The sequence below is a fragment of the Streptomyces sp. NPDC087310 genome (genome assembly GCF_044744405.1).
Taxonomy (GTDB): domain Bacteria; phylum Actinomycetota; class Actinomycetes; order Streptomycetales; family Streptomycetaceae; genus Streptomyces.
Genome location: NZ_JBIUYF010000006.1, coordinates 506,700 through 530,337, shown reverse-complemented (window position 1 = coordinate 530,337; position 23,638 = coordinate 506,700). Strand labels below are relative to the sequence as shown.

General features: G+C 73.2%; 25 protein-coding genes. 14 read left to right on the top strand and 11 right to left on the bottom strand.

The genetic code is table 11. The features are described from left to right. Window positions 1-71 precede the first annotated feature (71 nt). Entirely contained in the window at window positions 72-1,013 is a 942-nt protein-coding gene (locus ACIO3P_RS25215; protein ID WP_401852409.1) for a DeoR/GlpR family DNA-binding transcription regulator, read from the top strand. Window positions 1,014-1,058: 45 nt separating this feature from the next. Continuing rightward, window positions 1,059-1,529 (top strand): SRPBCC family protein, encoded by a 471-nt coding sequence (locus ACIO3P_RS25210; protein ID WP_401852407.1) that lies wholly within the window; start codon window positions 1,059-1,061, stop codon window positions 1,527-1,529. Window positions 1,530-1,543: 14 nt separating this feature from the next. Here ACIO3P_RS25210 and ACIO3P_RS25205 read toward each other — a convergent pair whose 3' ends face one another. Further along, complete coding sequence (locus ACIO3P_RS25205; RefSeq protein WP_401852405.1) at window positions 1,544-2,728, bottom strand: PLP-dependent cysteine synthase family protein; 1,185 nt, start codon at window positions 2,726-2,728, stop codon at window positions 1,544-1,546. A gap of 198 nt (window positions 2,729-2,926) precedes the next feature. On the opposite strand from ACIO3P_RS25205, the gene ACIO3P_RS25200 reads away from it, so the two are divergent. Together ACIO3P_RS25200 and ACIO3P_RS25195 are read left to right on the top strand one after the other, a co-directional pair. Continuing rightward, window positions 2,927-3,244, top strand: coding sequence for a hypothetical protein (locus tag ACIO3P_RS25200; RefSeq protein ID WP_329825707.1), 318 nt, complete (start codon window positions 2,927-2,929; stop codon window positions 3,242-3,244). A gap of 254 nt (window positions 3,245-3,498) precedes the next feature. Continuing rightward, window positions 3,499-4,023, top strand: coding sequence for an ATP-binding protein (locus tag ACIO3P_RS25195; protein WP_401852403.1), 525 nt, complete (start codon window positions 3,499-3,501; stop codon window positions 4,021-4,023). Between the two features lie 190 nt (window positions 4,024-4,213). Here the strand turns inward: ACIO3P_RS25195 and ACIO3P_RS25190 are convergent, their stop codons facing one another. Then, window positions 4,214-5,431 (bottom strand): ROK family protein, encoded by a 1,218-nt coding sequence (locus ACIO3P_RS25190; RefSeq protein ID WP_401852401.1) that lies wholly within the window; start codon window positions 5,429-5,431, stop codon window positions 4,214-4,216. A gap of 117 nt (window positions 5,432-5,548) precedes the next feature. Between ACIO3P_RS25190 and ACIO3P_RS25185 the strand changes: the two genes are divergently transcribed. The 3 genes from ACIO3P_RS25185 (at window position 5,549) to ACIO3P_RS25175 (ending at window position 7,720) form a co-directional block, all read left to right on the top strand. Then, window positions 5,549-6,889 carry an MFS transporter gene (locus ACIO3P_RS25185; protein WP_401852399.1) on the top strand — a complete coding sequence of 447 codons (1,341 nt, stop codon included), beginning with the start codon at window positions 5,549-5,551 and terminating at the stop codon, window positions 6,887-6,889. Between the two features lie 100 nt (window positions 6,890-6,989). Then, window positions 6,990-7,364: an SCO4225 family membrane protein gene (locus ACIO3P_RS25180; RefSeq protein WP_401852398.1), complete on the top strand. Its 375-nt coding sequence runs from the start codon at window positions 6,990-6,992 to the stop codon at window positions 7,362-7,364. A 77-nt stretch (window positions 7,365-7,441) separates the two neighbouring features. Further along, complete coding sequence (locus tag ACIO3P_RS25175; RefSeq protein ID WP_401852397.1) at window positions 7,442-7,720, top strand: DUF6332 family protein; 279 nt, start codon at window positions 7,442-7,444, stop codon at window positions 7,718-7,720. 24 nt (window positions 7,721-7,744) lie between these two features. On the opposite strand, the gene ACIO3P_RS25170 is transcribed toward ACIO3P_RS25175, so the two are convergent. Further along, entirely contained in the window at window positions 7,745-8,746 is a 1,002-nt protein-coding gene (locus tag ACIO3P_RS25170) for a helix-turn-helix transcriptional regulator (protein ID WP_401852394.1), read from the bottom strand. Between the two features lie 100 nt (window positions 8,747-8,846). Between ACIO3P_RS25170 and ACIO3P_RS25165 the strand changes: the two genes are divergently transcribed. Then, window positions 8,847-9,422 (top strand): DinB family protein, encoded by a 576-nt coding sequence (locus ACIO3P_RS25165; protein ID WP_401852393.1) that lies wholly within the window; start codon window positions 8,847-8,849, stop codon window positions 9,420-9,422. Window positions 9,423-9,589: 167 nt separating this feature from the next. On the opposite strand, the gene ACIO3P_RS25160 is transcribed toward ACIO3P_RS25165, so the two are convergent. Next, a complete protein-coding gene (locus tag ACIO3P_RS25160; protein ID WP_329825699.1) occupies window positions 9,590-10,897 on the bottom strand; it encodes a geranylgeranyl reductase family protein in 1,308 nt (435 codons plus the stop codon). A 169-nt stretch (window positions 10,898-11,066) separates the two neighbouring features. Here ACIO3P_RS25160 and ACIO3P_RS25155 point away from each other — a divergent pair, with 169 nt between their 5' ends. Next, a complete protein-coding gene (locus tag ACIO3P_RS25155) occupies window positions 11,067-12,431 on the top strand; it encodes a dipeptidase (RefSeq protein WP_401790297.1) in 1,365 nt (454 codons plus the stop codon). Window positions 12,432-12,484: 53 nt separating this feature from the next. On the opposite strand, the gene ACIO3P_RS25150 is transcribed toward ACIO3P_RS25155, so the two are convergent. Continuing rightward, on the bottom strand, window positions 12,485-13,522 hold the full coding sequence (locus tag ACIO3P_RS25150) for an NUDIX domain-containing protein (RefSeq protein ID WP_329825696.1): 1,038 nt from the start codon (window positions 13,520-13,522) through the stop codon (window positions 12,485-12,487). A 373-nt stretch (window positions 13,523-13,895) separates the two neighbouring features. On the opposite strand from ACIO3P_RS25150, the gene ACIO3P_RS25145 reads away from it, so the two are divergent. The 4 genes from ACIO3P_RS25145 (at window position 13,896) to ACIO3P_RS25130 (ending at window position 16,584) form a co-directional block, all read left to right on the top strand. Beyond that, window positions 13,896-14,804: a zinc-binding dehydrogenase gene (locus tag ACIO3P_RS25145; RefSeq protein ID WP_329825695.1), complete on the top strand. Its 909-nt coding sequence runs from the start codon at window positions 13,896-13,898 to the stop codon at window positions 14,802-14,804. Between the two features lie 70 nt (window positions 14,805-14,874). Beyond that, window positions 14,875-15,792 carry a cupin domain-containing protein gene (locus tag ACIO3P_RS25140; protein ID WP_401852390.1) on the top strand — a complete coding sequence of 306 codons (918 nt, stop codon included), beginning with the start codon at window positions 14,875-14,877 and terminating at the stop codon, window positions 15,790-15,792. Window positions 15,793-15,964: 172 nt separating this feature from the next. Continuing rightward, window positions 15,965-16,144 carry a hypothetical protein gene (locus ACIO3P_RS25135; protein ID WP_329825693.1) on the top strand — a complete coding sequence of 60 codons (180 nt, stop codon included), beginning with the start codon at window positions 15,965-15,967 and terminating at the stop codon, window positions 16,142-16,144. A gap of 50 nt (window positions 16,145-16,194) precedes the next feature. Then, window positions 16,195-16,584 (top strand): hypothetical protein, encoded by a 390-nt coding sequence (locus ACIO3P_RS25130; protein WP_329825692.1) that lies wholly within the window; start codon window positions 16,195-16,197, stop codon window positions 16,582-16,584. Between the two features lie 109 nt (window positions 16,585-16,693). Here the strand turns inward: ACIO3P_RS25130 and ACIO3P_RS25125 are convergent, their stop codons facing one another. Next, window positions 16,694-17,653: an ROK family protein gene (locus tag ACIO3P_RS25125; RefSeq protein WP_329825691.1), complete on the bottom strand. Its 960-nt coding sequence runs from the start codon at window positions 17,651-17,653 to the stop codon at window positions 16,694-16,696. A 196-nt stretch (window positions 17,654-17,849) separates the two neighbouring features. Between ACIO3P_RS25125 and ACIO3P_RS25120 the strand changes: the two genes are divergently transcribed. Continuing rightward, complete coding sequence (locus ACIO3P_RS25120) at window positions 17,850-18,893, top strand: LacI family DNA-binding transcriptional regulator (RefSeq protein WP_401790290.1); 1,044 nt, start codon at window positions 17,850-17,852, stop codon at window positions 18,891-18,893. Window positions 18,894-18,905: 12 nt separating this feature from the next. On the opposite strand, the gene ACIO3P_RS25115 is transcribed toward ACIO3P_RS25120, so the two are convergent. The 5 genes from ACIO3P_RS25115 to ACIO3P_RS25095 form a co-directional block, all read right to left on the bottom strand. Further along, window positions 18,906-20,186 carry a DUF6986 family protein gene (locus ACIO3P_RS25115; RefSeq protein WP_401790288.1) on the bottom strand — a complete coding sequence of 427 codons (1,281 nt, stop codon included), beginning with the start codon at window positions 20,184-20,186 and terminating at the stop codon, window positions 18,906-18,908. Between the two features lie 169 nt (window positions 20,187-20,355). Further along, on the bottom strand, window positions 20,356-21,318 hold the full coding sequence (locus ACIO3P_RS25110) for an electron transfer flavoprotein subunit alpha/FixB family protein (RefSeq protein ID WP_401852386.1): 963 nt from the start codon (window positions 21,316-21,318) through the stop codon (window positions 20,356-20,358). Between the two features lie 99 nt (window positions 21,319-21,417). Further along, window positions 21,418-22,212, bottom strand: coding sequence for an electron transfer flavoprotein subunit beta/FixA family protein (locus ACIO3P_RS25105; protein ID WP_329825687.1), 795 nt, complete (start codon window positions 22,210-22,212; stop codon window positions 21,418-21,420). A 198-nt stretch (window positions 22,213-22,410) separates the two neighbouring features. Then, window positions 22,411-22,917, bottom strand: a complete 507-nt coding sequence (locus ACIO3P_RS25100; RefSeq protein ID WP_401852384.1) for a flavin reductase family protein — start codon at window positions 22,915-22,917, stop codon at window positions 22,411-22,413. Between the two features lie 195 nt (window positions 22,918-23,112). After that, window positions 23,113-23,478 (bottom strand): TlpA family protein disulfide reductase, encoded by a 366-nt coding sequence (locus ACIO3P_RS25095; protein ID WP_401852382.1) that lies wholly within the window; start codon window positions 23,476-23,478, stop codon window positions 23,113-23,115. Between the last annotated feature and the right edge of the window lie 160 nt (window positions 23,479-23,638).

Here is a 23,638-nt window from a genome sequence, read left to right as displayed (position 1 = left end):
CGGACAGGACGGGGGCGCGCGATGCCGGTGCACGGCGGTGGTCCACGACGAGACGGAAGGCCGGCGCGGCGGTGAGCGACAACCTGAACCTGCTGGCGGAGCAGCGTCGTGCGCTGATCCTGGACGAGGTGCGCCGGCGGGGTGGGGTGCGGGTCAACGAGTTGACCCGCAGGCTCAATGTGTCCGACATGACGGTGCGCCGGGATCTCGACGCGCTGTCCCGGCAGGGCGTCGTGGAGAAGGTGCACGGCGGCGCGGTGCCGGTGGCCGAGGCGAGTACGCACGAGCCGGGCTTCGAGGCGAAGTCGGCGCTGGAGCTGACCGCCAAGCAGGACATCGCGCGGGCGGCGGCGGCGATGGTCGTGCCCGGCAGCGCCATCGCGCTCTCCGGCGGGACGACGACCTACGCGCTGGCGCATCTGCTGCTGGACGTGCCGGATCTGACGGTGGTGACGAACTCGATGCGGGTCGCCGATGTGTTCCACACGGCGCGGCAGACGGAGCCGGGCGGTGCGGGCCGCCCCGGGGCGGCCATGGTGGTGCTCACGGGCGGTGTGCGGACGCCGTCGGACTCGCTGGTCGGCCCCGTCGCCGACCAGGCGATCCGCTCGCTCCACTTCGATGTGCTCTTCCTCGGGGTGCACGGCATCTCGGTGGAGGCCGGGCTCTCCACCCCCAACCTCGGCGAGGCGGAGACGAACCGGCGGCTGGTGGGGTCGGCGCGCCGGGTGGTGGTCGTGGCCGACCACACCAAGTGGGGCACGGTGGGTCTGAGTTCCTTCGCGACGCTGGACCAGGTCGACACACTGGTGACGGACGCGGGGCTGTCGGCGCGGGACCGCGCGGAGATCGCCGAGCTGCTGCCGGGGCTGGTGGTGGCGGGCGACCGGGACGAGCCCGCCGAGAGTGACGGGTCCGAGGCGGGTGAGGTGTCCGTGGAGGGCGACGGTTCCGCGGAGGGTCACGGGTCCGCGAAGGGCGACGGATCCGCGAAGGGGCCGGACCACGCCTGACGCGGCGTCACGCCTGCCCCGCCCCTCCCGGCCTACGATCACCGGATGAGCGCCTTCCGTATCGACCGGACCACCCCGCTCTCCGCCGAGGAAGCCTGGCGGCGGCTCACGGACTGGCCCGCGCACGCCGCCCAGGTGCCGCTGACGCGGATCACCGTACTGACGCCGGGCCCGACCCGTACCGGAACGGTCTTCGTCGCGCGGACCGGGCTCGGCCGCGCCGCGTTCGACGACCCGATGGAGGTCGTCCGCTGGCAGCCGCCCGCGCCGGGCCGCCCCGGCCACTGCCGCCTGGAGAAGCGCGGGAGGGCGGTCACGGGCTGGGCCGAGATCCAGGTGCGCCAGGACGCCGAGGAGGACGCGTACGGTGGCCCCGCCCGGGTGCGCTGGGAGGAGGAGCTGCGTATCGGACCGCTCCCCCGCCGCCTCGACCCGCTCACCGCGCGCGCCGGACGCCTGGTGTTCGGCCGGGCCGTCGACCGGCTGCTGCGCGGTCAGGGCGTGCGGCGGCGGTGAGGCGGCGTGGGGGGTCAGTCCGGCCAGACCCCGGTCTCCAGGAAGCGGTCGAGGGTCCGGGTGTACGGGGCGATGTCCAGGCCCTGTTCGGCGAGCCAGGCGTCCGCGTAGTACTTGTCGAGGTAGCGGTCGCCCGGGTCGCAGAGCAGGGTGACCACGCTGCCGGTGCTCCCCCGCGCGACCATCTCCGCCACGATCTTCAGGGCGCTCCACAGTCCGGTGCCGGTGGAGCCGCCCGCCTTGCGTCCGATGGCCCGCTCCAGCGCCCGTACGGCGGCGACACTCGCGGCGTCCGGGACCTTCATCATCCGGTCGATGGCGCCGGGCACGAAGCTCGGCTCCATCCGGGGCCGGCCGATCCCCTCGATCCGGGAGCCGGGGTCGCTGCGCGCCTGGTCGTCGTGGCGCGTCCAGCCGTCGAAGAAACAGGAGTTCTCGGGGTCGGGCACACAGATCCGGGTGTCGTGCTGCATGTAGTGGACGTAGCGCGCGATGGTCGCGGAGGTGCCGCCCGTACCCGCCGTGGCGACGATCCACGCGGGCTCCGGGTAGCGCTCCAGCCGGAGCTGCTGATAGATCGATTCGGCGATGTTGTTGTTGCCGCGCCAGTCGGTGGCGCGCTCCGCATAGGTGAACTGGTCCATGTAATGGCCGCCGGTCCGCTCCGCCAGCCCCGCGGACTCCTCGTAGATCATGCCCGCGTCGTCCACGAAGTGACATCGGCCGCCGTGGAATTCGATCAGCCGGCACTTCTCCGCGCTGGTGGTGCGTGGCATGACCGCGATGAACGGCACGCCGATCAGCTTGGCGAAGTACGCCTCGGAGACGGCCGTCGAGCCGCTGGACGCCTCGATGACCGGCTTGCCGCGCCTGATCCAGCCGTTGCACAGGCCGTACAGGAACAGGGAGCGGGCGAGCCGGTGTTTGAGGCTGCCGGTCGGGTGCGTCGACTCGTCCTTGAGGTAGAGGTCGATGCCCCACTCCTCGGGCAGCGGGAAGCGCAGCAGATGGGTGTCGGCGGAACGGTTGGCGTCGGCCTGGACCTTGCGTACGGCTTCCTTGAGCCAGGCGCGGTAGCCGGGGTCGCTGCGGTCCACGTCGAGGGTCGGCGTGGCCGGTGCGCCGGTGGTCCCGGGAGGGGGCCCGTCCGCCGGTTCCGTCGGCTCTTCCGGCCGTCCGCTCGTCTCTCGCCCGTTCATGCGTGCCGCTCCTCGCTGTCCCCGCACCGGCCCCCAGCCGCACCGTACCCCCACCACCTGCGTAAACGCTTGCTTTGGGTATCCATAGGAATCGCTTCTGGCGAGTGCGCTCCATGCGCTCTGGTGCCGGGCGCCATACTTGTGCAAACTGCCTTGAGGGGACGTACGGGGAATGGGTACGGAGGGGGCTGAAACGCCATGGGTGAACCGGAGTTCGACGTGCGCGGCGTGCGGATCGAGCGGTGGCCCCGCTCGCTCACCAGGGCCGGTCAGGTTCTGGTGAAGGACGGCAGGCTGGCGCTGTTGACCAGTTACGGCCGGGTGATCGACAGCGCGCCGCTGCGCGCCGTCCGGGCGGCCCGGCCGTGGTTCGCGGGGAGCGGCAGCATGGTCGCGACCGTCAACGGGACCCGCTACCGGCTGACCTTGGGGCAGCGGGGGCGCCGTCCGGACGCGACGGCGCTGACCGGGCGGATCATGGAGGCGGTCAGCAGGGCCGGCCACTCGAAGCCGTAGGCGCGCGGGCGTCGGGAGGAGCGTCGGCACGGCACCCGACGCCGAGGTCATGAACGGCTGCGAAACCCCTGCCACGCAGGCGGTCCGCCGCGAGTTGCGGAGCCGGGTCCCCGGGTTCACTCTGGTCACACATCACTCAGTGTTTCCCGGCGGTGACACTGTGACCCAGCCCCGCCGGGCGGGAAACGGCGGCGAGCCGGTCGCTGGTTCCGCACCCTCGTCTTCTTCCGGACCTCATTCGGGGAGTCGCAGCCGTGATCAGCCAGCCCAGCAGGCATTGCACGGTGGAGCTCCAGGCCCTGCCGTCACGGATCGGTCAGATCCGCAGAATCATCTCCGCGCAACTGCGCTACTGGCACCTCGATCTTCTCATCGACCCAGCGGCTCTCGGGGTGACCGAGCTGCTGACCAATGTCCACCGGCACGCACAGCCGGACAAGAGATGCACCGTCGACATCGAGCTGCTGCTCGAACGGCTCACGGTCTCGGTCAGTGACCACGATCCGCGCCTGCCGACGGTGCACCACGCCGAGTTGTCCGACACCGGTGGCCGCGGCCTCGCGCTGATCGCGGCCGTGAGCGAGAGCTGGGGCATCCATCCCCGGGGCGATACGGGCAAGAGCATCTGGTTCACGCTGCCCGCCCCGCCGGTGGCCCTGACCCTGCCCCTGCGTCCGGTGTACGGCGCGACCACCGACGGCCCTTTCCCCGCAAGGGAGTTCGGCATGGTGGCCGGGACGTACGCCCCCGGCACCGTCCGGTCGGCCGTGGTCGGCTGACCGGATCCGCGGCTCGGCCGTACGAACCGGCGTACACCCGGTTCGTACGGCCGAGCCGTGCCCCCGGGCGCAGAGTCACCCGAACGGACCAGCGGCCGGGACTTCCGGCCGGATCCGGCCGGACCAGCGGCCGGATCGGGGAGCGCCCGCTCGCGTCGACAGCCGCCCTCGCGTCGGCGGCCGAGCGCCGTCAGCGGCCGAGCGCGCCGAGCGGGTCGTCGAGCACCGGCTGCCACGCCAACTCCGCCGCCCCCACGAGGCTGTTGTGGTCGAGCGTGCAGGGCAGGATGGGCACCCCGCCGCTGCGGCCCCACAGACTGCGGTCGGCGACGACGGCGCGCAGCCGGTCCGGGTCGGCGTCCAGCAGTTCGCGGTGGAGTCCGCCGAGGATGATCCGGTCGGGGTTGAGGATGTTGACCAGGCCCGCGAGGCCCAGGCCCAGCCGGTCGATCAGCTCCGCCGCTGCGCCCCGTACCGCCGGGTCGGCGTGCTCCGTGCGCAGCAGGTCGCGCGACTGCTGGAGCAGCGAGCTCTCGGGGCCCGGGGCGCGGCCCGCCGCGGTGAGGAAGGCGAGCGGGTCGGCCTCGACGTCCAGGCAGCCCTTGCTGCCGCAGTAGCAGGAGCGCCCCTCGGGGTTGACCGTGAGATGGCCGACCTCCAGGGCGAGGCCCGAACTGCCGGTGTGCAGACGGCCGTCGAGGACGAGCGCGCCACCGACGCCGCGGTGGCCGGTGGCGACGCAGAGGAGGTGCTGGGCGCCGCGTCCCGCGCCGTGCCGGTGCTCGGCGAGCGCGGCCAGATTGACGTCGTTGCCGGTGAAGGCGGGGCCCTCGATGCCCGCGGCGCGGACCCGTTCGGCGAAGATCTCCCGTACCCGGGAGCCGACGGGCCAGGCGATGTGCAGCGGGTTGAGCGCGGTGCCCTCCGGTTCGGCGACCGCGGAGGGCACGGCGAGGCCCGCGCCCACGCACCGCCGTCCGGCGGCCCGCAGCAGCCCGGCGCCCGTCTCGACGACCTCGCCGAGGACCTGCGCCGGGTCCGCCGAGGCCGTACCGCGTCCGGGGGCGGTCGCGACGATCCGGCCGCCGAGCCCGACCAGCGCGGCCCGGAAGCCGTCGGCGTGGACCTGGGCGGCGAGGACGACGGGGCCCGCCTCGTCGACGGAGAGCCGGTGCGAGGGGCGGCCCTGGGAGCCGGCGGCGGCGCCGGGCCTGGAGTCCACCCGGATCAGGCCGAGGGCCTCCAGTTCGGCGGCGACCGCGCCGGCCGTGGCGCGGGTGACGCCCAACTCCGCCGTGAGGACGGCGCGGGTGGGCGCGCGGCCCGTGTGGACCAGTTCCAGTGCCGGGCCGAGCGCGCCGCGGCCTCTCTCCAGCCGTGTCCTGGCCGTGGTCCCCTTGCCGTTCATGGGGGCGAGTCTCCCATGATCCGGAGGAACGGCGGACTCCGCGGGACGCCCCACGGCGCCGTGCGGGACGCCCCACGGCGCCTTGTACGGACGGCTCCGGGCCCCTATCCTCACTTTGTGCCGCTTCTAAACAAAATGCGGACGGCCCTCTCCGGCAGCGCCGCGGGACCACCCCGAGCCCGCTCCCCGCTCACCCGCCTCAGGACCGTCCTGACCGTGTTCTTCGCCCTCGACGGCTTCCTGTTCGCCGGGTGGGTGGTCCGTATCCCGGCGATCAAGCAGCAGACCGGGGCGTCGGCGAGCGAGCTCGGCCTCGCCCTGCTCGGTGTCTCCGCGGGCGCCGTGGCTACCATGATGGTCACCGGCGCGCTCTGCCGCCGGTTCGGCAGCCACCTCGTGACGGTCGGCTGCGCGGTGCTGCTCTCGCTGAGCGTCCTGCTGCCGCCGCAGACCCACTCGGCGCTCACCCTCGGCCTGGTGCTGCTCCCGTTCGGCGGGGCCTACGGTGCCTTGAACGTCGCGATGAACAGCGCCGCCGTCGATCTCGTCGCGGCCCTGCGACGCCCGGTGATCTCCAGCTTCCACGCCGCGTTCAGCCTGGGCGGCATGGTCGGGGCGGGGCTCGGCGGGCTGCTCGCCGGCGGCCTGTCCCCCGCCGTCCACCTGGCCCTTCTGTCGGCCGCCGGCCTGCTGGTCAGCGCCACGGCCGGCCGGACGCTGCTGCGCTTCCCGGCACCGGTCACGGCCGGTACGGACACGGCCGACCGTACGGGCACGGGCACGGGTGCGGGTGCGGGTGCGGGTACGGGTACGGGTGCGGGTACGGGTGCGGGTACGGGTACGGGTGCGGAAAAGCGCGACCCGGACGGACGGGGGCCGGGCCTCCGCACCCGCCGACTGGTCGCCCTCTTCGGCGTGATCGCGCTGTGCACGGCGTACGGCGAGGGCGCGATGGCCGACTGGAGCGCCCTCCACCTCACCCAGGACCTCGACGCCACCCCCGGGGTGGCCGCGGCCGGTTACTCGCTCTTCGCCCTCACGATGACGGCGGGACGCCTTTCCGGCACGGTCCTGGTGGAACGGCTCGGCCAGACCCGCGCCCTGGTCCTGGGCGGGGTCACGGCCGCCCTCGGCATGCTGCTCGGCGCCCTCGCGCCCACCGCCTGGCTCGCCCTGGCGGGGTTCGCCGTGGCCGGACTCGGCCTCGCCAACATCTTCCCCGTCGCGATCGGCCGGGCGGGCGCGCTGGCGGGGCCCGGCGGGGTCGCCGCCGCGTCCACCCTCGGCTACGGCGGGATGCTGCTGGGGCCGCCCGCGATCGGCTTCCTCGCCGACTGGTTCTCGCTGCCGCTCGCCCTGACCACGGTGGCGCTGCTCGCGGGCGCCGCGGCCCTCATCGCCCACCTGGCCCGCGACGCCTCGGCGAACGGCCCCGCGGTCCACACCCGAGAAGGATGAGTAGGAGTACTCAGGCACAGCCGTTCGAACTCCCGCACCCTGGAAGGAGACGCACGAGCACCCCGCGTCGCACGAGCACTCCACTTCAAGGGAAAGAGCCATGAACTCCAGGGAGAACATGATGAATTCAGAACGGCTGACCGGACTCGCCCGACTCGCCTTCAAGAACCGTGCCTCCCAGGTCTATCTCGCCCTCGTCGCCGCCGCGACGGTGTTCGTCACGGTCGACACCCTCTTCGTGCACCACGAGGACGCCTCGTTCGCCGGGGTGTGGCTGTTCTCCCTCGCGGCACCGACCGTCTTCGTCTTCCTCATAGGCGGCGGGGCCGTCGGGGAGGGCTTCGCCTCCTCCGCCGGGTTCCTCTACCCGGCGCTGATCGTCTCCGTCCTCGTCCAGGCGGTCGCCATAGGCGCCTTCGTACGGCTGCTGCGTCACCGCCCGACCACCGCGACCGGGCACCCCCGCGAGGCGTGACCTCCGCCGTCCGGCGCCACCACCGGCGTCCCGGGACGCTCCTTGCACCACGGCGGCGCCTCGGTCAGACTCGGGCCATGGGGACACGGAGCGGGGCCGAACGGGACGCTGTCACTGTCGAGATCGCCTTCGCGGTCGTGACGGGGGCCTTCGCGGCGGCGCTGGTGTTCGGGCTCGTCGCCGGGACCGCGTGGTCTCTGGACCTGTCGGCGGCCGGTCTGCGGATCGGCGGGGTCGCCGGGTGTCTCGCCTTCGTGGCGCGTGTCGTCCAGGTCCTGTGGCGCTTCACCCCGGGGACCCCGGACGGGACCGCGCCCCGGCCGGGTCTGGCCGGTCGTACCCACCCCGACGCGTAGGCGGGCACGACGAGTCGGACCCGGTCACGACGAGTCGGACCGGGTCGCGGCGTCGGCGTAGCGGCGGGCCAGATACGCGAAGGCGTCCTTGAGCTCGGCCGGCCCGACGACCTCGATGCCGGCGTCGAACCTGCCGATGGTGGCGGCCAGACCGGGCCAGGACCACGAGCCCATGACCAGCCGGCAGCGGTCAGGGCCGAGTTCCTCGACGAGCCCGTCGTAGGTGTGGCGGGACACATGGGCGGCGGGCAGATCGAGGATCACCTCGCCGCGGCAGGGCCACTCCCCCGAGCCGTCGGAGCTCTGGAACCGGCCGGCGACGAAGGCCGCCACGTCGCCCCCGGGGACCTCGCGCGGGGTGAAACGGGGTCCCGTGGGGGTACGCGGGGTGATCCGGTCCGCGCGGAAGGTGCGCCAGTCCTCGCGGTCGAGGTCCCAGGCGACGAGGTACCAGCGCCCGCTCCAGGTGACGAGGTGGTGGGGCTGCGCCCGGCGCGGAGGGGGTTCGGGGCCGTCGTCGGGGCCTTCCTGCCGGGTTACGGGGACGTAGTCGAAGCGCAGCACCTCGCGGGCGTGGACGGCGGCGCTGAGCGCCATGAGCACGCCGCTGTCGGCCTGGGGGGCCGACCGGTTCGCGGGCCGCTCGACGGCGGTGACCTGAAGGATGTCGATGCGGTGGCGCAGCCGGGCCGGCATGACCCGGCGGACGGTGTTCAGCGCGCGGGCCGCGGCCTCCCCGATGCCGGCGCCGGTGGTGGCGGCGACCTGGAGTGCGACGGCGAGGGCCACGGCCTGCTCGTCGTCGAAGAGCAGCGGGGGCAGTTCCGAGCCGGCGTCGAGCCGGTACCCGCCGTCGGGCCCCTTGAAGGCCACGATGGGGTAGCCGAGTTCGCGCAGGCGGTCGATGTCGCGGCGCACGGTGCGCGGACTGGCGTCCAGCCGCTCGGCCAGGAGCGCCCCCGGCCAGTCCCGGCGTGCCTGGAGGAGCGAGAGCAAGGACAGCAGTCGCGCAGAGGTCTTCTGCATGGCTCCATCCTGCCCGGAGAAGCGGCCACACCCTGGCCGCTTCTCCTGCGACTGTCCTCTCGTGCAGGACAACGAGAACGACGCGAAAGGTCCGAACGCCATGACCACCACCGCACCCCCCTCGATCCTCGACGCCGAGCGGGCCGACCTGCTCGCCGCGCTCGCGACCGCGCGAAGCTCCCTGATCCACACGACACGCGGGCTCGACGACGAACGCGCGGGCGTGCGCCCGACGGTCAGCGCGCTGAGCCTGGGCGGGCTGGTCAAACATGCCGCGGCCATCGAGGACGGATGGACACGCTTCGTCGTCGATGGCCCGTCGGCGCTCCGCTACGACCTGCCCGACGGTGTCACCTGGGCCGACATCGAGGCCGGTACCGCTCGCGAGATCCCGCAGTGGGTGATCGACCACGGGAACAACTTCCGGATGCTGCCCGGCGACACGCTGGCCGGGATCGTCGCGCGTTACGAGCGGGTCGCCGCCCGCACCGAGGAGATCATCGCCTCCGTGCCCGACCTGTCCGCGACGCACCCGCTGCCGGAGGCCCCCTGGAACGAACAGGGAGGGACGTACAGCGTGCGCCGGGTGCTGGCGCACCTCATCGCCGAGACCGCCCAGCACGCCGGGCACGCGGACATCCTGCGCGAGACACTCGACGGCCGGAAGTCGACCTGACGCGGCTCTGGGGGCATGCGGATCCGCATGCCCCCCAGCGGGGTGCGAGGTCACTCCCCTACGCCGTCACTGCCCCACGGGACCGACCTCGTACGCCCGTCACGCCCCGACGAATCCGTCACTCCCGTACGGCCGTCACTCCCGTACGTCTGACTCCCGTACGTCTGTCACTCCCGCGCGCCGGTCTCCGGGACGCCCGTCGGGTCGCTCTCCGCCGGAGCGCCCTCCTCGCGCGCGGCCGGCTCCGGCTGACCGGACGTCTGCCGGCGGTCCAGCACGTCCAGGGCGCGCCGGGCCAGCGGACGCGTCCGTACGATGCCCGCCAGGGTCGTCGAACCGCGGGTGATGTCCGCGAACGCGTTCCACGCCGGGCGCAGACCCGTGATCGCCGCGTGCAGCACCCCCGGCCTGCGCTCGAAGATCGCGAGCATCCGCCGCCCGACCCCCATCTCCACGCCGAGGCCCGCCTTGATCGCGAAGGCGTAGTTCAGCGCCTGACGGCGGGCGTCCACGGCGTCGTGCGCCTCGGCGATCCGTACCGCCCACTCCCCCGCGAGCCGACCGGACCGCAGCGCGAAGGAGATGCCCTCCCTCGTCCACGGCTCCAGCAGCCCCGCCGCGTCGCCGCAGACCAGCACCCGGCCCCGGGACAGCGGCGAGTCCTCGCTGCGGCAGCGGGTGAGATGGCCGGAGGAGACCGACGGTTCGAACCCGGCGAGCCCGAGCCGGGCGATGAAGTCCTCCAGATAGCGCTTGGTGGCTGACCCCTCGCCGCGCGCCGAGATCACCCCGACGGTGAGGGTGTCGCCCTTGGGGAAGACCCACCCGTAACTCCCGGGCAGCGGGCCCCAGTCGATGAGCACCCGTCCCGCCCAGTCCTCGGCGACCGTGGGCGGTACCGGGATCTCCGCCTCCAGGCCCAGGTCCACCTGGTCCATCTTCACGCCGACATGGGCGCCTATACGGCTGGCGCTGCCGTCGGCGCCGACCACGGACCGCGCCAGCACCGTCTCCCCGTCCGACAGGACGACCGCGACCGTACGGCGGTCCGGCACGGCCGGGCCGTGCTGTTCGACGCGGGACACGGTCACGCCGGTACGCAGGACCGCCCCGGCCTTCTCGGCGTGCTCCACCAGACTCGCGTCGAACTCCGGGCGGTTGATGAGCCCGAAGAGCATGCGCTTGGAGCGGCGGGTGCGGGTCAGCTTCCCGTTCAGGGAGAACGTCACCGCGTGCACGCGCTCCTTGAACGGCAGGTCGAAGCCGGGCGGCAGCGAGTCCCGCGAGGGACCGATGATCCCGCCCCCGCAGGTCTTGTAGCGCGGCAACTCGGCCTTCTCCAGCAGCAGCACCCGACGGCCCGCGACCGCCGCCGCGTACGCCGCGGAGGCTCCCGCCGGTCCTGCGCCCACCACGACGACATCCCACACCGGCTCGTCGTGCACGCTTCCGGCGTCTGCGTTCTCGCTGCTCACGATGTGCTTCTGCTCCTGATCCGACCGGTGGCCCCTGCTGTCGAACGGCATCCTACGGCGCTGGCGCGCCCGGCCCGTTGTGGGAGGATCGACAAGACCCCTCGACACCGCAGACATAGCTCGACATACATCCGACTGAGACAACGATGTACCCACCAGGAGCGTGCCCATGACCGCGAATCCGATTGCCGGGACCGTGGCGTCCCTCATGCCCCGTGCCCGTACGGAGCTCGCGGAACTGGTGGCCTTCCGCTCGGTGGCGGACCCGGCGGTCTCGCCGCGGAGCGAGTGCGAGGCCGCCGCCGACTGGGTGGCCGAGGCGCTGCGCACCGAGGGCTTCCAGGATGTCGCGGTCCTCGAAACCCCTGACGGGACCCAGTCCGTGTACGGTCTGCTCCCCGGCCCCGAGGGCGCGCCGACGGTGCTGCTGTACGCCCACTACGACGTGCAGCCGGTGGGCGACGAGGACGCCTGGCTGACCCCGCCGTTCGAGCTGACGGAGCGCGCGGGACGCTGGTACGGGCGCGGCGCCGCCGACTGCAAGGGCGGCGTGCTGATGCATCTGCTCGCCCTGCGCGCGCTGAAGGCGAACGGCGGCGTGCCGGTGAACGTCAAGGTGATCGTGGAGGGTTCGGAGGAGCAGGGCACCGGCGGTCTGGAGCGGTACGCCGAGGAGCACCCCGAACTGCTGGCCGCCGACACCGTCGTCATCGGCGACGCCGGGAACTTCCGGGTCGGTCTGCCCACGGTGACGGCCACGCTGCGCGGTATGACGATGCTGCGCGTGGCGGTCGACACCCTCGAAGGCAACCTGCACTCGGGGCAGTTCGGCGGCGCGGCGCCGGACGCGCTCGCCGCTCTCATCCGGGTCCTGGACTCGCTGCGCGCCGAGGACGGGTCCACCACGGTGGACGGGCTGGCCGCCGACGCGGTCTGGGAGGGGCTGGAGTACGCGGAGGCCGACTTCCGCAAGGACGCCAAGGTGCTCGACGGGGTCGGGCTGATCGGCGCGGGCTCGGTCGCCGACCGGATCTGGGCGCGCCCCGCCGTGACCGTCCTCGGCATCGACTGCCCGCCGGTCGTGGGCGCCACGCCGTCCGTCCAGGCGCACGCGCGGGCCACGGTCAGCCTGCGCGTACCGCCGGGGCAGGACGCCGCGGCGGCCACCGAGCTGCTGAGGGCGCACCTGGAGGCCCGTACCCCGTGGGGCGCGCGGGTCGCGGTGGAACAGGTCGGCCAGGGGCAGCCGTTCCGCGCGGACACCTCCAGCCCGGCGTACGCGGCGATGGCCGACGCCATGCGGGTCGCGTACCCGGGCCAGGACATGCAGATCGCGGGCCAGGGCGGGTCCATCCCGCTCTGCAACACCCTGGCCGCGCTCTACCCGAAGGCGGAGATCCTGCTGATCGGGCTGAGCGAGCCGGAGGCGCAGATCCACGCGGTGAACGAGAGCGTCTCCCCGGACGAGCTGGAGCGCCTGTCCGTGGCCGAGGCGCACTTCCTGGTCAACTACGCCGCTTCCCGGCGCGCCTGAGCCGCACCGGGAGGCCAGGGAGCCGGGACACCAGGAGCCGGGGCGCCGGCGGGTCAGCCGACCGGGACTCCGTCCTCCAGGTTGAGGACCGTCCCGCGCTCCCTGGCGCGCAGCGCCCAGCGCAGCCGCGCGCAGCGGACGGGCGGGAGCAGCCGCGCCGCCTCCTCCTCGTCGACGAAGCGCCAGCCCCGTAGCTCCGGTCCCGGCAGCAGCAGCCTTCCGGCCTCCTCGGCGGCCAGCCTGCCGCCGTCGAAGAGCAGCCGCAGCCCTCCGTACCCCGGGGGGCGCGGCGGCTCCCAGTCGACCACCAGCAGCTTGGGCACCTCGGTGAGTTCGATGCCTATCTCCTCGGCGACCTCCCGTATCCCGGCGCGGGCGGGCGCCTCGCCCCGTTCGACCACGCCGCCGGGGAACTCCCAGCCCGGCTTGTACGTGGGGTCGACGAGCAGCACCCGGTCCTGCTCGTCGAAGAGGAGCACCCCGGCCGCGACGGTCTCGGCGGTCGGTTCGGGTGTCTGGACGATCTCGCAGACCCCCGCCGCACCGTCCCGTACCGCCTCGGCCAGCGACTCGGCGGTCTGCCGCGCCGTCAGCACGGTGTTGTCGATGACGTGGGCGTCCCCGGTCAGCCAGCCCAGCGCCGTCCGGTAGGGCTCGATGTGCTCGTAGGCCCAGCGGCGGTTGCGCTCGTTCGTCTCGGGATCGTCGGCGGCGTCCTCACGTGCCGCGATACGCCCGCGCAGGATCGTTTCATCCGTCGACAGCAGCACGTGCCGTACGGGAATGCGGCGCGCGGCGAGCCCGCCGAAGATCTCGTCCCGGTACTCCTGGCGCAGCAGGGTCATGGGGACGACGAGCGCCCCGCCCACCTCGGCCAGCAGGGCCGCCGCCGTGTCGACCACCAGCCGCCGCCAGATCGGCAGGTCCTGGAAGTCACTCACCTCCGCGAGCTTCTTCTGCGGCAGCAGCCGTTCCAGTTCCCCGCCGATCAGCCCGGGGTCGTAGAGCGTGCAGTGCGGGATCAGGTCGATCAGTTCGCGTGCGGTACTGGTCTTGCCCGCTCCGAACGCACCGTTGATCCAGACGATCACGGTTCCCCCTCTTCCGTAGGGCCTGGGCGTGTCGCGAAAGCCCCCAGTGGACTGCCCGCAACACCCTGCCACGGAAACCCGCGCGGGATCAGAGCGCCGCTCCGGTCGATGTGTCCGCCGGTTCTTGTGGACGCGGTTCACGCGGTGCCGGGCGTGTCCGCCCGTCACAGCGTCAGCCACAGGATGGGCGCAGGGCTCGACGCGCCGCGAGCCACGCTGACACAGATCGTCAACTGATTGATTCTCACGGGTCTGGTCGCTGTCCCGGTCCTGCGTAGGGTTTCCAGAAGGCGGCAGTGCGGCATTCGCGCACTCGATCTGCTGCCGCGCCAAGTGTTCAGGCGCACCCACGAGAGAAGGAAGCACACCCCTTATGCGCGCCCTTGTGGTCGATCACAGTGAGGCCGGACCCGTCCGGTTCGCCGATGTCGATGAGCCCGTACCGTCCACCGGTGAGGCGCTGGTGGAGATACGGCACATCGGTCTCAACTTCGGAGAGCTGAACTACGTGGACCAGTGGCCGGCCGGCGCCGTGCACGGTCACGACGCGGCGGGCGTCGTGGTGCGCGCCGCATCCGACGGCTCGGGGCCGCCCGAAGGTACCCGCGTCGCGGTGGGAATGGCTCCCCACGCGTGGGCGGAGCGGGTGGCGGTCAGCCCCGCCTCGCTCGGCACCGTCCCCGAGGGCGTGGACCTGGCCGACGCCGCCGCGCTGGGGATCGCCGGAGTCACCCCGTTCCGGGTGCTGCGCAAGCGTTCCCTGCTGGCGCGCGACGTTCTGATCACCGGCGCCAGCGGGGGCGTGGGGCACTTCGCCGTCCAACTGGCGGCGCTGGCGGGCGCCCGGGTGACGGCACTCGTCGGTTCGCCGGAGCGGACCGCCGGGCTCCGTGAACTCGGCGCCGACCAGGTCCTGACCGACCTGGCCGAGACCGGGGACCGGTTCGACCTCGTCCTGGACACGGTCGGCGGGCCGCTGGTGGCCCAGGCGTGGAGTTCCCTCGCCGAGGGCGGCACCATCCACCTGGTCGGTTACTCCTCGGGGCAGGAGACCACCTTCCCGCCAGGGGCCTTGTTCGGCTTCGGTGAGCCCCGCACCATCGCCACCTACGGCGACATGACGCCGACCGGCGGGGAACTGACGGACCTGCTGGGCCTCATGGCCGCCGGAAAGCTCTCGGCACCGGTCGGACTGCGAGGCGACTGGCAGGACGTGGACGACGCCGTCCGGGCGCTGTTCGCGCGGAAGGTGCACGGAAAGGTCATTCTTGACGTGGCCTGACGCTGTGGACGAGGACACACGCACCTCGCCCGCCGGTGGGCGGTTCGCCGTGGTGGACGAGAATGGACCCATGGATGTGCTGGCGGAGGTCTTGCGTGTTTCGGGTGCGCGTGGGGCGCTCGGGGTCATGCTGAAGGCCGGAGGAACCTGGGGCCTGCGGCTGGACTCCTCTCCAGGAGCGGCACTGCACGTGGTGTCCCGCGGCACCATGTGGCTCCACGTCCCAGGCGAGAAACCGCTTCAGGTGCAGGCCGGAGACGCCGTCCTGGTGTCGCCGGGCACCGCACACGGGATAGCCGGCGGCGCCGACGTGACGATGGGTTCCTGCGACCGTGAGGCGGCGGCCCGAGCCTTCGGCGACGGCCGGGCCCTGCGGCTGGGCTCGGCGCCGGTACAGACGGAAGTGATCGTCCTGCACTATGAGCAGGACCCGGAGGTGCGCACACCGGTGCTTACCTCCCTCGCTCGGCCGATGCACGTCACAGCCCAGGAGAACGCGCAGCTCAGAAGGGCCGTCGAACTTCTCGCCGCCGAGCTCGCGCAGCCGCAGATCGGCACCACCGCCGCCATCAACAGCATCGTCGACCTTCTGCTCGTCCAGTTCGTACGCGCCTGGCTGGCCCGCCACCCGCAGGAGCGGTCCGGCTCATGGCTGGGAGCCATGCGTGATCCGGTCGTACGCGCCGCTCTGGCATGTGTCCACGCCCAACCGGAACACCCCTGGACCACGGAGACCCTGGCCGCCGCGACGAGCGTCTCCCGGGCGACGCTGTCCAGGCGTTTCCGGTCCGCCCTCGGACAGACGCCGGGCGCGTACGTGACGCAGTGGCGCATCGACCTGGCGTCCGTCCGGCTCCGCGACACCGACGAGCCGGTCGAGTCGATCTCCGGCGCGGTCGGATACGGCTCCCCGCACGCTTTCAGCCGTGCCTTCAGACGTGCCCGGGGCACGGCCCCGAGCGAGTACCGTTCTCGGCTTCGCCAGTGATCCGGGCTCGGGAGAGGTCAGCACCCGTCGGGTGCCCCCACGGCCGAAAGCAGCCGAAACCTCGTTGCCCGACACCTCGTTGCCCGACAGCGCACGTGCCTGATGAACGCCGGGCCGTAACAGAAACCCCTGGCGCGTCGTTGGAACGCTCGATGTCACAAGGGGGTACGGGATGCGCCGCACGGTACTGGAGAAGTTTCCCGCGGGCGGGCCGCGCGGGAGTTGGCCGGCGGAGGAGTTCGCGCGGGCGCGGCGGGACGAGGGGACTCCGGCCGAGGTCGTGATGGATCTCGACTCCGACGTCTTCCTGGTCGTCGTACCGCAGCAGCAGGCGCCCGACCCCGCCTCCTGAGCCCCGCCGGCGCCCCAGCCCCGCGAACCGTACGACGTGGAGAGCCCGAGATGCCCAGAACACCGGCCGTACGCGCCGACGCCCTGTTCCTCGCCCTGTCCCTGGCCCTGGCGGGGATCGCCGTGCCGCTGACCGCCACCCCCGCAGCGGCGGACAGCAGCGCCTGCACCCATCACTTCTCGGGGCCGCAGATCTGCATCCGGCTGGAGGGGCGCGGCGCCAGGAACTCCGTCACCGGGATCTGGACCAACCCGCCGGACGATCTCGCCTCGCACCCGGTGTCGCTGCTGCGGGACGGGCGGCTCGTGGACACGGCGACGGCCACGCGGTCGGGCAAGGCGCTGACGCACACCTGGCCGGCCGGGGACACCGGGAGCGGTACTGAGCTGTGCGTACAGTTCCGCGGCAGCCAACGTCTCGCCTGCCAGACCACCCACTGACCGGCGCCTCCGGTCGCCACGGCCGGAGACCGGGGATCGGAGTCCTGGAACCGGGGATCGGGCCGCGTGGTGCGCCGTCAGCGCCTGTCAGCGCCCCCGCCCCGCTCCGTCAGCCGCCCACCGGCGCCGCCGTGTCGTCCCGCTGTCCGAGCAGGGCCGCCGCCGCGGCGCCCACCAGGCCGGCGTCCGTCCCGGTCAGTGCCGGGGCCACCGTCAGCCGCCTGACGAACGAGAGCGTCGCGTACTCCCGCAGCGAGCGGCGCAGCGGCGCGAACAGGACCTCGCCCGCGCCCGCGACACCCCCGCCGATGACCGCGATCCGGATCTCGGTGAGCGCGGCGGTCGCTGCGATGCCGGCGGCCAGCGCCCGGGCGGCCCGTTCGAAGGAGGCGATGGCGACCGGGTGGCCGGCCCGTGCGGCGGCGGCCACGGCCGCGGCCGAGCTGTCGCCGTCGGGGCCCGGCAGCCAGCCGCCCTCCAGCGCCCTGCGGGCGATGTTGGGGCCGCTGGCGATCCGCTCCACGCAGCCGCGCGCGCCGCACGGGCAGAGGTCGCCGTCCAGATCCACACTGATGTGGCCGATGTGGCCCGCGTTGCCGGTGGGGCCGGGGTGAAGTTTCCCGCCCAGCACCAGCCCTCCGCCGACCCCGGTGGAGACCACCATGCACAGCGCGTCGTCGTAGCCGCGGGCGGCGCCCTGCCAGTGTTCCGCCGCGGTCATCGCGACGCCGTCCCCGACCAGCTTCACCGGCAGCCCGCCGGTGGCCGCCCGTACCCGTTCCACCAGCGGGAATCCGCGCCAGCCCGCGACATTGACCGGGCTGACCGTCCCGGCGGAGGCGTCCACGGGGCCGGCGCTGCCGATGCCCACCGCCGTGGCCGTCGCCCAGAGCGGCGAGGCGGCCACCTCGGCCAGGACCTCCTCGACGGCGCGCATCACCGTCTCGCCGTCCTCGCGCGCCGGGGTCGGGCGCTGTGCCCGTACGAGGATTCTGCCGCTGCCGTCCACCAACGCCCCGGCGATCTTGGTACCGCCGATGTCGAGTGCGGCGACGGAGTCGGTATGCATCGGTGTGGAATCTCCTGGGAATGAGGCGTCCCCCGTGGGGACGGCGCGGAGCGGATACGGGTTCGCGGCGTCGACCAACAGTCTCCATTCCCCTGACAACGTTGTCCAGGGCCTATGCTCGTCCGCACGGCCCGGTCGGCGCACGTCGGCGCCCCCGGGGCGACCCGCCGACCGTACGACGACAGGACAGCGCACTGTGGCCGATACCGCCCGCCGCACAGAACCCCGCTACGGGAACCGGCCCACGATGAAGGACGTGGCCGCACGGGCCGGCGTGGGGCTCAAGACGGTCTCCCGGGTGGTCAACAGCGAACCCGGGGTCACGGCGGACACGGAGCGGCGGGTGCAGGAGGCCATCGACGCGCTGGGTTTCCGCCGCAACGATTCGGCGCGGGTGCTGCGCAAGGGCCGTACGGCGAGCATCGGGCTGGTCCTGGAGGATCTGGCGGACCCGTTCTACGGTCCGCTGAACCGGGCCGTCGAGGAGGTGGCCCGCGCCCACGGCGCGCTGCTGATCAACGGCTCCAGCGCCGAGGACCCGGACCGCGAGCAGGAGTTGGTGCTGGCGCTCTGCGCGCGCCGGGTGGACGGGCTGATCGTGATCCCCGCCGGGGACGACCACCGCTATCTGGAGCCGGAGATAAAGGCCGGGGTGGCCACCGTCTTCGTGGACCGGCCCGCGGGCCGGATCGACGCGGACGCGGTGCTCTCCGACAGCTTCGGCGGTGCCCGTTCGGGCACCGCCCACCTCATCGCGCACGGCCATCGCCGGATCGGTTTCATCGGCGACCAGCCCGGGATCCACACGGCGGGCGAGCGGCTGCGCGGCTACCGCACCGCGATGGCGGACGCCGGTCTCGCGATCGACGACGGCTGGGTCTCGCTCGGCACGACGGCGCCGCGCCGGGTCCAGGAGGCGGTCGTCGCGATGCTCGCCGCCCCCGAGCCGGTCACGGCGATCTTCACCGGCAACAACCGCGTCACGGTGACGGTGGTACGGGTCCTGGCGGCCCATCACCGGCCGGTCGCGCTGGTCGGCTTCGACGACATCGAACTGGCCGATCTGCTGGCCCCGGGGCTCACGGTCGTCGCGCAGGACGCGGCGACCCTGGGCCGTACGGCGGCGGAGCGGCTCTTCCACCGGCTGGACGGCGCGGCCGACGCGCCGTCCCAGGTGGTCCTGGCGACGCGGCTGATCGCCCGGGGCTCCGGGGAGATCCCGCCGCCGGCGGACGGCTGACCCGTCACGGGGTCAGGCCCGGTCCCTCGGGAGCGTGAAGCCCTCCAGGTCGGCGCGGGTCAGCCCGGTGAGCCGGGTGACCTCGTCGTGGTCGAGGGCGCCGCAGTCGAGCCCGCGCAGCAGATGGCCGCTGAGCGCCTTGGCGGTGGCGGGCTCGTCCATGACGGCGCCGCCCGCCTTGGCGACATAGGCGGCCAGCCGGGCGGCGGCGGGCTCCAGGCCCTCGCGGTAGAAGGCGTACACGGCGGCGTAGCGGGTCGGGAGATGGCCGGGGTGCATGTCCCAGCCCTGGTAGTAGGCGCGGGCGAGGGCGCGCCGCGTGAGGCCGTAGTGCAGCCTCCACGCCTCGTGCACCTGGGGGGTCGGGCCGACCGGGAGGACGTTGGTGGAGCCGTCGCTGACCCGGACGCCGGTGCCGGCGGCGGCGACCTGCATGACGGCCTTGGCGTGGTCGGCGGCCGGGTGGTCGCTCGCCTGGTGGGCGGCGCTGACGCCGACGCAGGCGCTGTAGTCGAAGGTGCCGTAGTGCAGTCCGGTGGCCCGGCCGCCCGCCGCGTCGATCATCCGGGCCACGGTGGCGGTGCCGTCGGCGGCCAGGATGGCCTGGCTGGTCTCGATCTGGATCTCGAAGCCGATCCGGCCGGGCGCCAGACCGTGCGCCGTCTCGAACTCCCCGGCCAGCCGGGCCATCGCGGCGACCTGCTCCACGTACGTCACCTTGGGCAGCGTCAGCACCAGCCCGTCCGGGAGGCCGCCCGCCGCCATGAGCCCGCTGAGGAAGATGTCGAGGGTCCGGATGGAACGCTCGCGTACGGCCGCCTCCAGGCACTTCACGCGGATGCCCGTGTACGGGGGCGCCGTGCCGGTGGCGTACGCCTCGTGGACGAGCCGGGCGGCGCGGGCCGCGGCCTCGTCCTCCTCGGCGTCCGGGCGGGGGCCGTAGCCGTCCTCGAAGTCGATCCGCAGATCCTCGACGGGCTCGCGGACCAGCTTGTCCCGTACACGCTCGTACACCGGACCGGCCAGCTCGTCGGAGAGGCCGAGGACGCGGGCCAGCGAGGCTGCGTCGGGGGCGTGTTCGTCGAGTGCGGCGAGCGCCTGGTCGCCCCAGGAGCGGACGGTGCCCGCGGTGTAGGCGTCGGCGGGCACGTAGACGGTGTGGACGGGCTGGCGGGTGCCGGGGTCGCCCGGGTAGCGGCGGGCCAGTTCGGCGTCGACGCCCGCGAGGGAGGCGCCGACGGCCTCGGTGACCGCCGCCGGGAGGCTCGTGGCGATCTTTTCGTGCTGGCCCATTCCCGCACCCTTCTTCTTTTCCGCCCTGCGGAATCAACAATCCGTTGCCGGAAGTTAAGCCGCAGGTCCCGGCCGCGTCAATGGCGGCCCGGAACCACGGCCGGGAAACGGCGCGGGGCCGCCCGGTGGAGTCCACCGCGCGGCCCCGGGGCGTACCGGAGGGGTCGGTTCAGCCCTTGCGGGCCTTGACCTCGTCGGTGAGCTGCGGGACGACCTCGAAGAGGTCGCCGACCACGCCGTAGTCGACCAGGTCGAAGATCGGCGCCTCGGCGTCCTTGTTGACGGCCACGATGGTCTTGGACGTCTGCATGCCGGCGCGGTGCTGGATCGCGCCGGAGATCCCGGAGGCGATGTAGAGCTGCGGCGAGACCGACTTGCCGGTCTGGCCGACCTGGTTGGAGTGCGGGTACCAGCCCGCGTCCACGGCGGCGCGCGAGGCGCCGACGGCCGCGCCGAGCGAGTCGGCGAGCGCTTCGATGACCGCGAAGTTCTCGGCGCCGTTGACGCCCCGGCCGCCGGAGACCACGATCGCGGCCTCGGTCAGCTCCGGGCGGCCGGTGGACTCGCGCGGGGTGCGGGAGACGACCTTCGTCCCGGTGGCGGCGTCGCCGAAGCTCACGGAGAGCGGTTCGACGGTGCCCGCGGCCGGGGCGGCCTCGACCGGGGCCGAGTTGGGCTTCACGGTGATGACCGGGGTGCCCTTGGAGACCCGGGACCTGGTGGAGTACGCGGCGGCGAACGCCGACTGCGTGGCGACCGGGCCCTTGCTGTCGGCCTCCAGGTCGACGGCGTCGGTGATGATGCCGGAGCCGATACGGACCGCGAGGCGCGCCGCGATCTCCTTGGCCTCGGCGGAGGACGGGAAGAGCACGGCGGCGGGCGAGACGGCCTCGTACGCGGCCTGCACCGCGTCGACCTTCGGTACGACGAGGTAGTCGGTGAACTCGGCGGCGTCGGCGGTGAGTACCTTCACCGCGCCGTGCTCGGCGAGCGTGGGCGCGGTGGCCTCGGCACCGGCGCCGAGCGCGACGGCGACGGGCTCGCCGATCCGGCGGGCGAGCGTCAGCAGCTCCAGGGTGGGCTTGCGGACGGCGCCGTCCACGTGGTCGACATAGACGAGAACTTCAGCCATGGGATTGCACTCCTGCGGATGCGAGGGGTCGTGAGGATCTGGTGCCCGCGGGGCCCGAAGGCGGGTGACCGGGGCGCCGAAGGCGGTGGTGACCGGGGCTCAGATGAACTTCTGCTCCGCGAGGAAGGCCGCGAGCTGCTTGCCGCCCTCGCCCTCGTCCTTGACGATCGTGCCCGCCGTGCGGGCCGGGCGCTCGTCCGCCGAGTCGACCAGGGTCCAGGCGCCTTCGAGGCCGACCTCGTCGGCGTCGATCTCCAGATCCTCCAGGTCCCAGGAGGTGACCGGCTTCTTCTTGGCGGCCATGATGCCCTTGAAGGAGGGGTAACGCGCCTCGCCCGACTGGTCCGTCACCGAGACGACGGCCGGCAGGGACGCCTCCAGCAGTTCGCTCGCGGTGTCGCCGTCGCGGCGGCCCTTGACCGTGCCGCCCTCGACCGAGACCTCGGAGAGCAGGGTGACCTGCGGGACGCCGAGCCGCTCGGAGAGGAGCGCGGGCAGGACGCCCATCGTGCCGTCGGTGGAGGCCATGCCGCAGACGACCAGGTCGTAACCGGCCTTCTCGACGGCCTTGGCGAGCACCAGGGACGTGCCGAGCGCGTCGGTGCCGTGCAGGTCGTCGTCCTCGACGTGGACGGCCTTGTCGGCGCCCATGGAGAGCGCCTTGCGCAGCGCGTCCTTGGCGTCCTCGGGGCCGACGGTCAGTACGGTGATCTCCGCGTCGCCGTCCCCGTCGTACTCCCCGGCGATCTGGAGGGCCTGCTCGACCGCGTACTCGTCCAGCTCCGACAGCAGGCCGTCCACATCGTCCCGGTCGACGGTCAGGTCATCGGCGAAGTGCCGGTCGCCGGTGGCGTCGGGCACGTACTTCACACAGACAACGATCCTCAGGCTCACGCCGGCTCTCCTACCGCATCGTCATTTCTGGCTGCCTTGTTGCACGCAGCATAGGCGCCCTGCCGGGCTGTTTCCGGTCGGGAGGACCGGAGCCACGGAGTTAATATTACTCACCAGTACATCCAGAGCGTGCCCGCTGAGCAAGCGCTTGGAACTGTGACATGGCCAACGTACGACAGGGGCCGGGCCAGGGAACTCTCAGTCGCGCAGCGCGTTGAAGCGACCCTGGTGGTAGAGGAGCGGCCGGCCCGCCCCCGAGGGGTCGCCGACGACGGCCTGGGCGACGACCAGCCGGTGGTCGGCGACGGGGACGCGGGCGACGACCCGGCAGACCAGCCAGGCCAGTACGCCGTCGAGCAGGGGCACGCCCTCGGGTCCGGTCCGCCAGGCGGTGGGCGGCGCGAAGCGGTCGGCGCCGCTGCGCGCGAACGTCGCGGCCAGCCCGGCCTGGTGCTCCCCGAGTATGTGGACGCCGACGTGCTCCGCCTCGGCGATGACCGGCCAGCTCGACGAGGAGACTCCGACGCCGAAGGAGACCAACGGCGGCTCGGCGGCGACCGAGTTGAGCGAGGTGGCGGTGAAGCCGACGGGGTGTTCGCCCCGCGCGGTGATGACCGCGACGCCCGCGGCGTGCTGCCGGAAGACGGAGCGGAGCAGGTCGGGGGAGGCAAGCCGGTGCGTGCCGAGGTCAGGGGTCGCCGTCATGGCAAGATCCTTCTGCGAGGGGTGACGAACGGGTCCGTGGCTGCTCAGAGAGCCGGACAGCGCGCGCTCGCGTTGCGGGCCAGGTCGACATCGGCCCGCCCGTGGAGAAGGAGTTCCTGGGGCACTTCGTCAGGGTGACCACGGGCGGTACACACCGTCAAGTGCGTGGGTCACAGCGCCGCGTACGGTGCCGGGTCACACGGCCGCGCCCAGCGCGGCGATCACATCCACCTTGCGGGGCTGCCCGGCGGCCCTGCGGACGATCCGGCCATCGGCGTCCAGGACGAGCACGGTCGGGGTCGTGACGATGCCCAGCTCCCGTACGAGCGCGAGCCGTTCCTCGGCGTCCACCTCCACATGGGCGACCCCCTCGACCATCTCCGCCACCTCGGCGAGCGTGCGCCGGGTCGCCCGGCAGGGCTGGCAGAACGCGCTGGAGAACTGGACGAGCGTGGCCCGCTCCCCCAGCCCCGCGCCCAGCTCGGCCGCACCGAGCCGCCGGGCGCCCCCGTCGTCGCCGTCGTCCGCAGGCGGCGTACCGCCCCTGTCGTCCGTCCGCACCTTCTGCCTCCCGTCGTCCCGGCGGCGCGCCCTCCCGACCGCCGTCACCGCCGGGAGCAGCGTCCGCGTGGCCGGGAAATATTCCGGGGGCGAGGTCCGCTCCCGGGGGCGCTCGCGCGTTCTCCCTGGCCGGCCCGGGGGCCCGGCGTCTACGGTGGTG

What these genes read in the sequence shown, in the direction of transcription:
- ACIO3P_RS25170 (WP_401852394.1), bottom strand. Translation starts at nt 8,746, where the DNA reads ATGCAGAAGACCTCTGCGCGACTGCTGTCCTTGCTCTCGCTCCTCCAG.
- ACIO3P_RS25190 (WP_401852401.1), bottom strand. Translation starts at nt 5,431, where the DNA reads ATGAACGGCAAGGGGACCACGGCCAGGACACGGCTGGAGAGAGGCCGC.
- ACIO3P_RS25175 (WP_401852397.1), top strand. Translation starts at nt 7,442, where the DNA reads ATGGGGACACGGAGCGGGGCCGAACGGGACGCTGTCACTGTCGAGATC.
- ACIO3P_RS25200 (WP_329825707.1), top strand. Translation starts at nt 2,927, where the DNA reads ATGGGTGAACCGGAGTTCGACGTGCGCGGCGTGCGGATCGAGCGGTGG.
- ACIO3P_RS25125 (WP_329825691.1), bottom strand. Translation starts at nt 17,653, where the DNA reads ATGCATACCGACTCCGTCGCCGCACTCGACATCGGCGGTACCAAGATC.
- ACIO3P_RS25115 (WP_401790288.1), bottom strand. Translation starts at nt 20,186, where the DNA reads ATGGGCCAGCACGAAAAGATCGCCACGAGCCTCCCGGCGGCGGTCACC.
- ACIO3P_RS25205 (WP_401852405.1), bottom strand. Translation starts at nt 2,728, where the DNA reads ATGAACGGGCGAGAGACGAGCGGACGGCCGGAAGAGCCGACGGAACCG.
- ACIO3P_RS25135 (WP_329825693.1), top strand. Translation starts at nt 15,965, where the DNA reads ATGCGCCGCACGGTACTGGAGAAGTTTCCCGCGGGCGGGCCGCGCGGG.
- ACIO3P_RS25140 (WP_401852390.1), top strand. Translation starts at nt 14,875, where the DNA reads ATGGATGTGCTGGCGGAGGTCTTGCGTGTTTCGGGTGCGCGTGGGGCG.
- ACIO3P_RS25210 (WP_401852407.1), top strand. Translation starts at nt 1,059, where the DNA reads ATGAGCGCCTTCCGTATCGACCGGACCACCCCGCTCTCCGCCGAGGAA.
- ACIO3P_RS25110 (WP_401852386.1), bottom strand. Translation starts at nt 21,318, where the DNA reads ATGGCTGAAGTTCTCGTCTATGTCGACCACGTGGACGGCGCCGTCCGC.
- ACIO3P_RS25145 (WP_329825695.1), top strand. Translation starts at nt 13,896, where the DNA reads ATGCGCGCCCTTGTGGTCGATCACAGTGAGGCCGGACCCGTCCGGTTC.
- ACIO3P_RS25180 (WP_401852398.1), top strand. Translation starts at nt 6,990, where the DNA reads ATGAACTCCAGGGAGAACATGATGAATTCAGAACGGCTGACCGGACTC.
- ACIO3P_RS25165 (WP_401852393.1), top strand. Translation starts at nt 8,847, where the DNA reads ATGACCACCACCGCACCCCCCTCGATCCTCGACGCCGAGCGGGCCGAC.
- ACIO3P_RS25155 (WP_401790297.1), top strand. Translation starts at nt 11,067, where the DNA reads ATGACCGCGAATCCGATTGCCGGGACCGTGGCGTCCCTCATGCCCCGT.
- ACIO3P_RS25130 (WP_329825692.1), top strand. Translation starts at nt 16,195, where the DNA reads ATGCCCAGAACACCGGCCGTACGCGCCGACGCCCTGTTCCTCGCCCTG.
- ACIO3P_RS25100 (WP_401852384.1), bottom strand. Translation starts at nt 22,917, where the DNA reads ATGACGGCGACCCCTGACCTCGGCACGCACCGGCTTGCCTCCCCCGAC.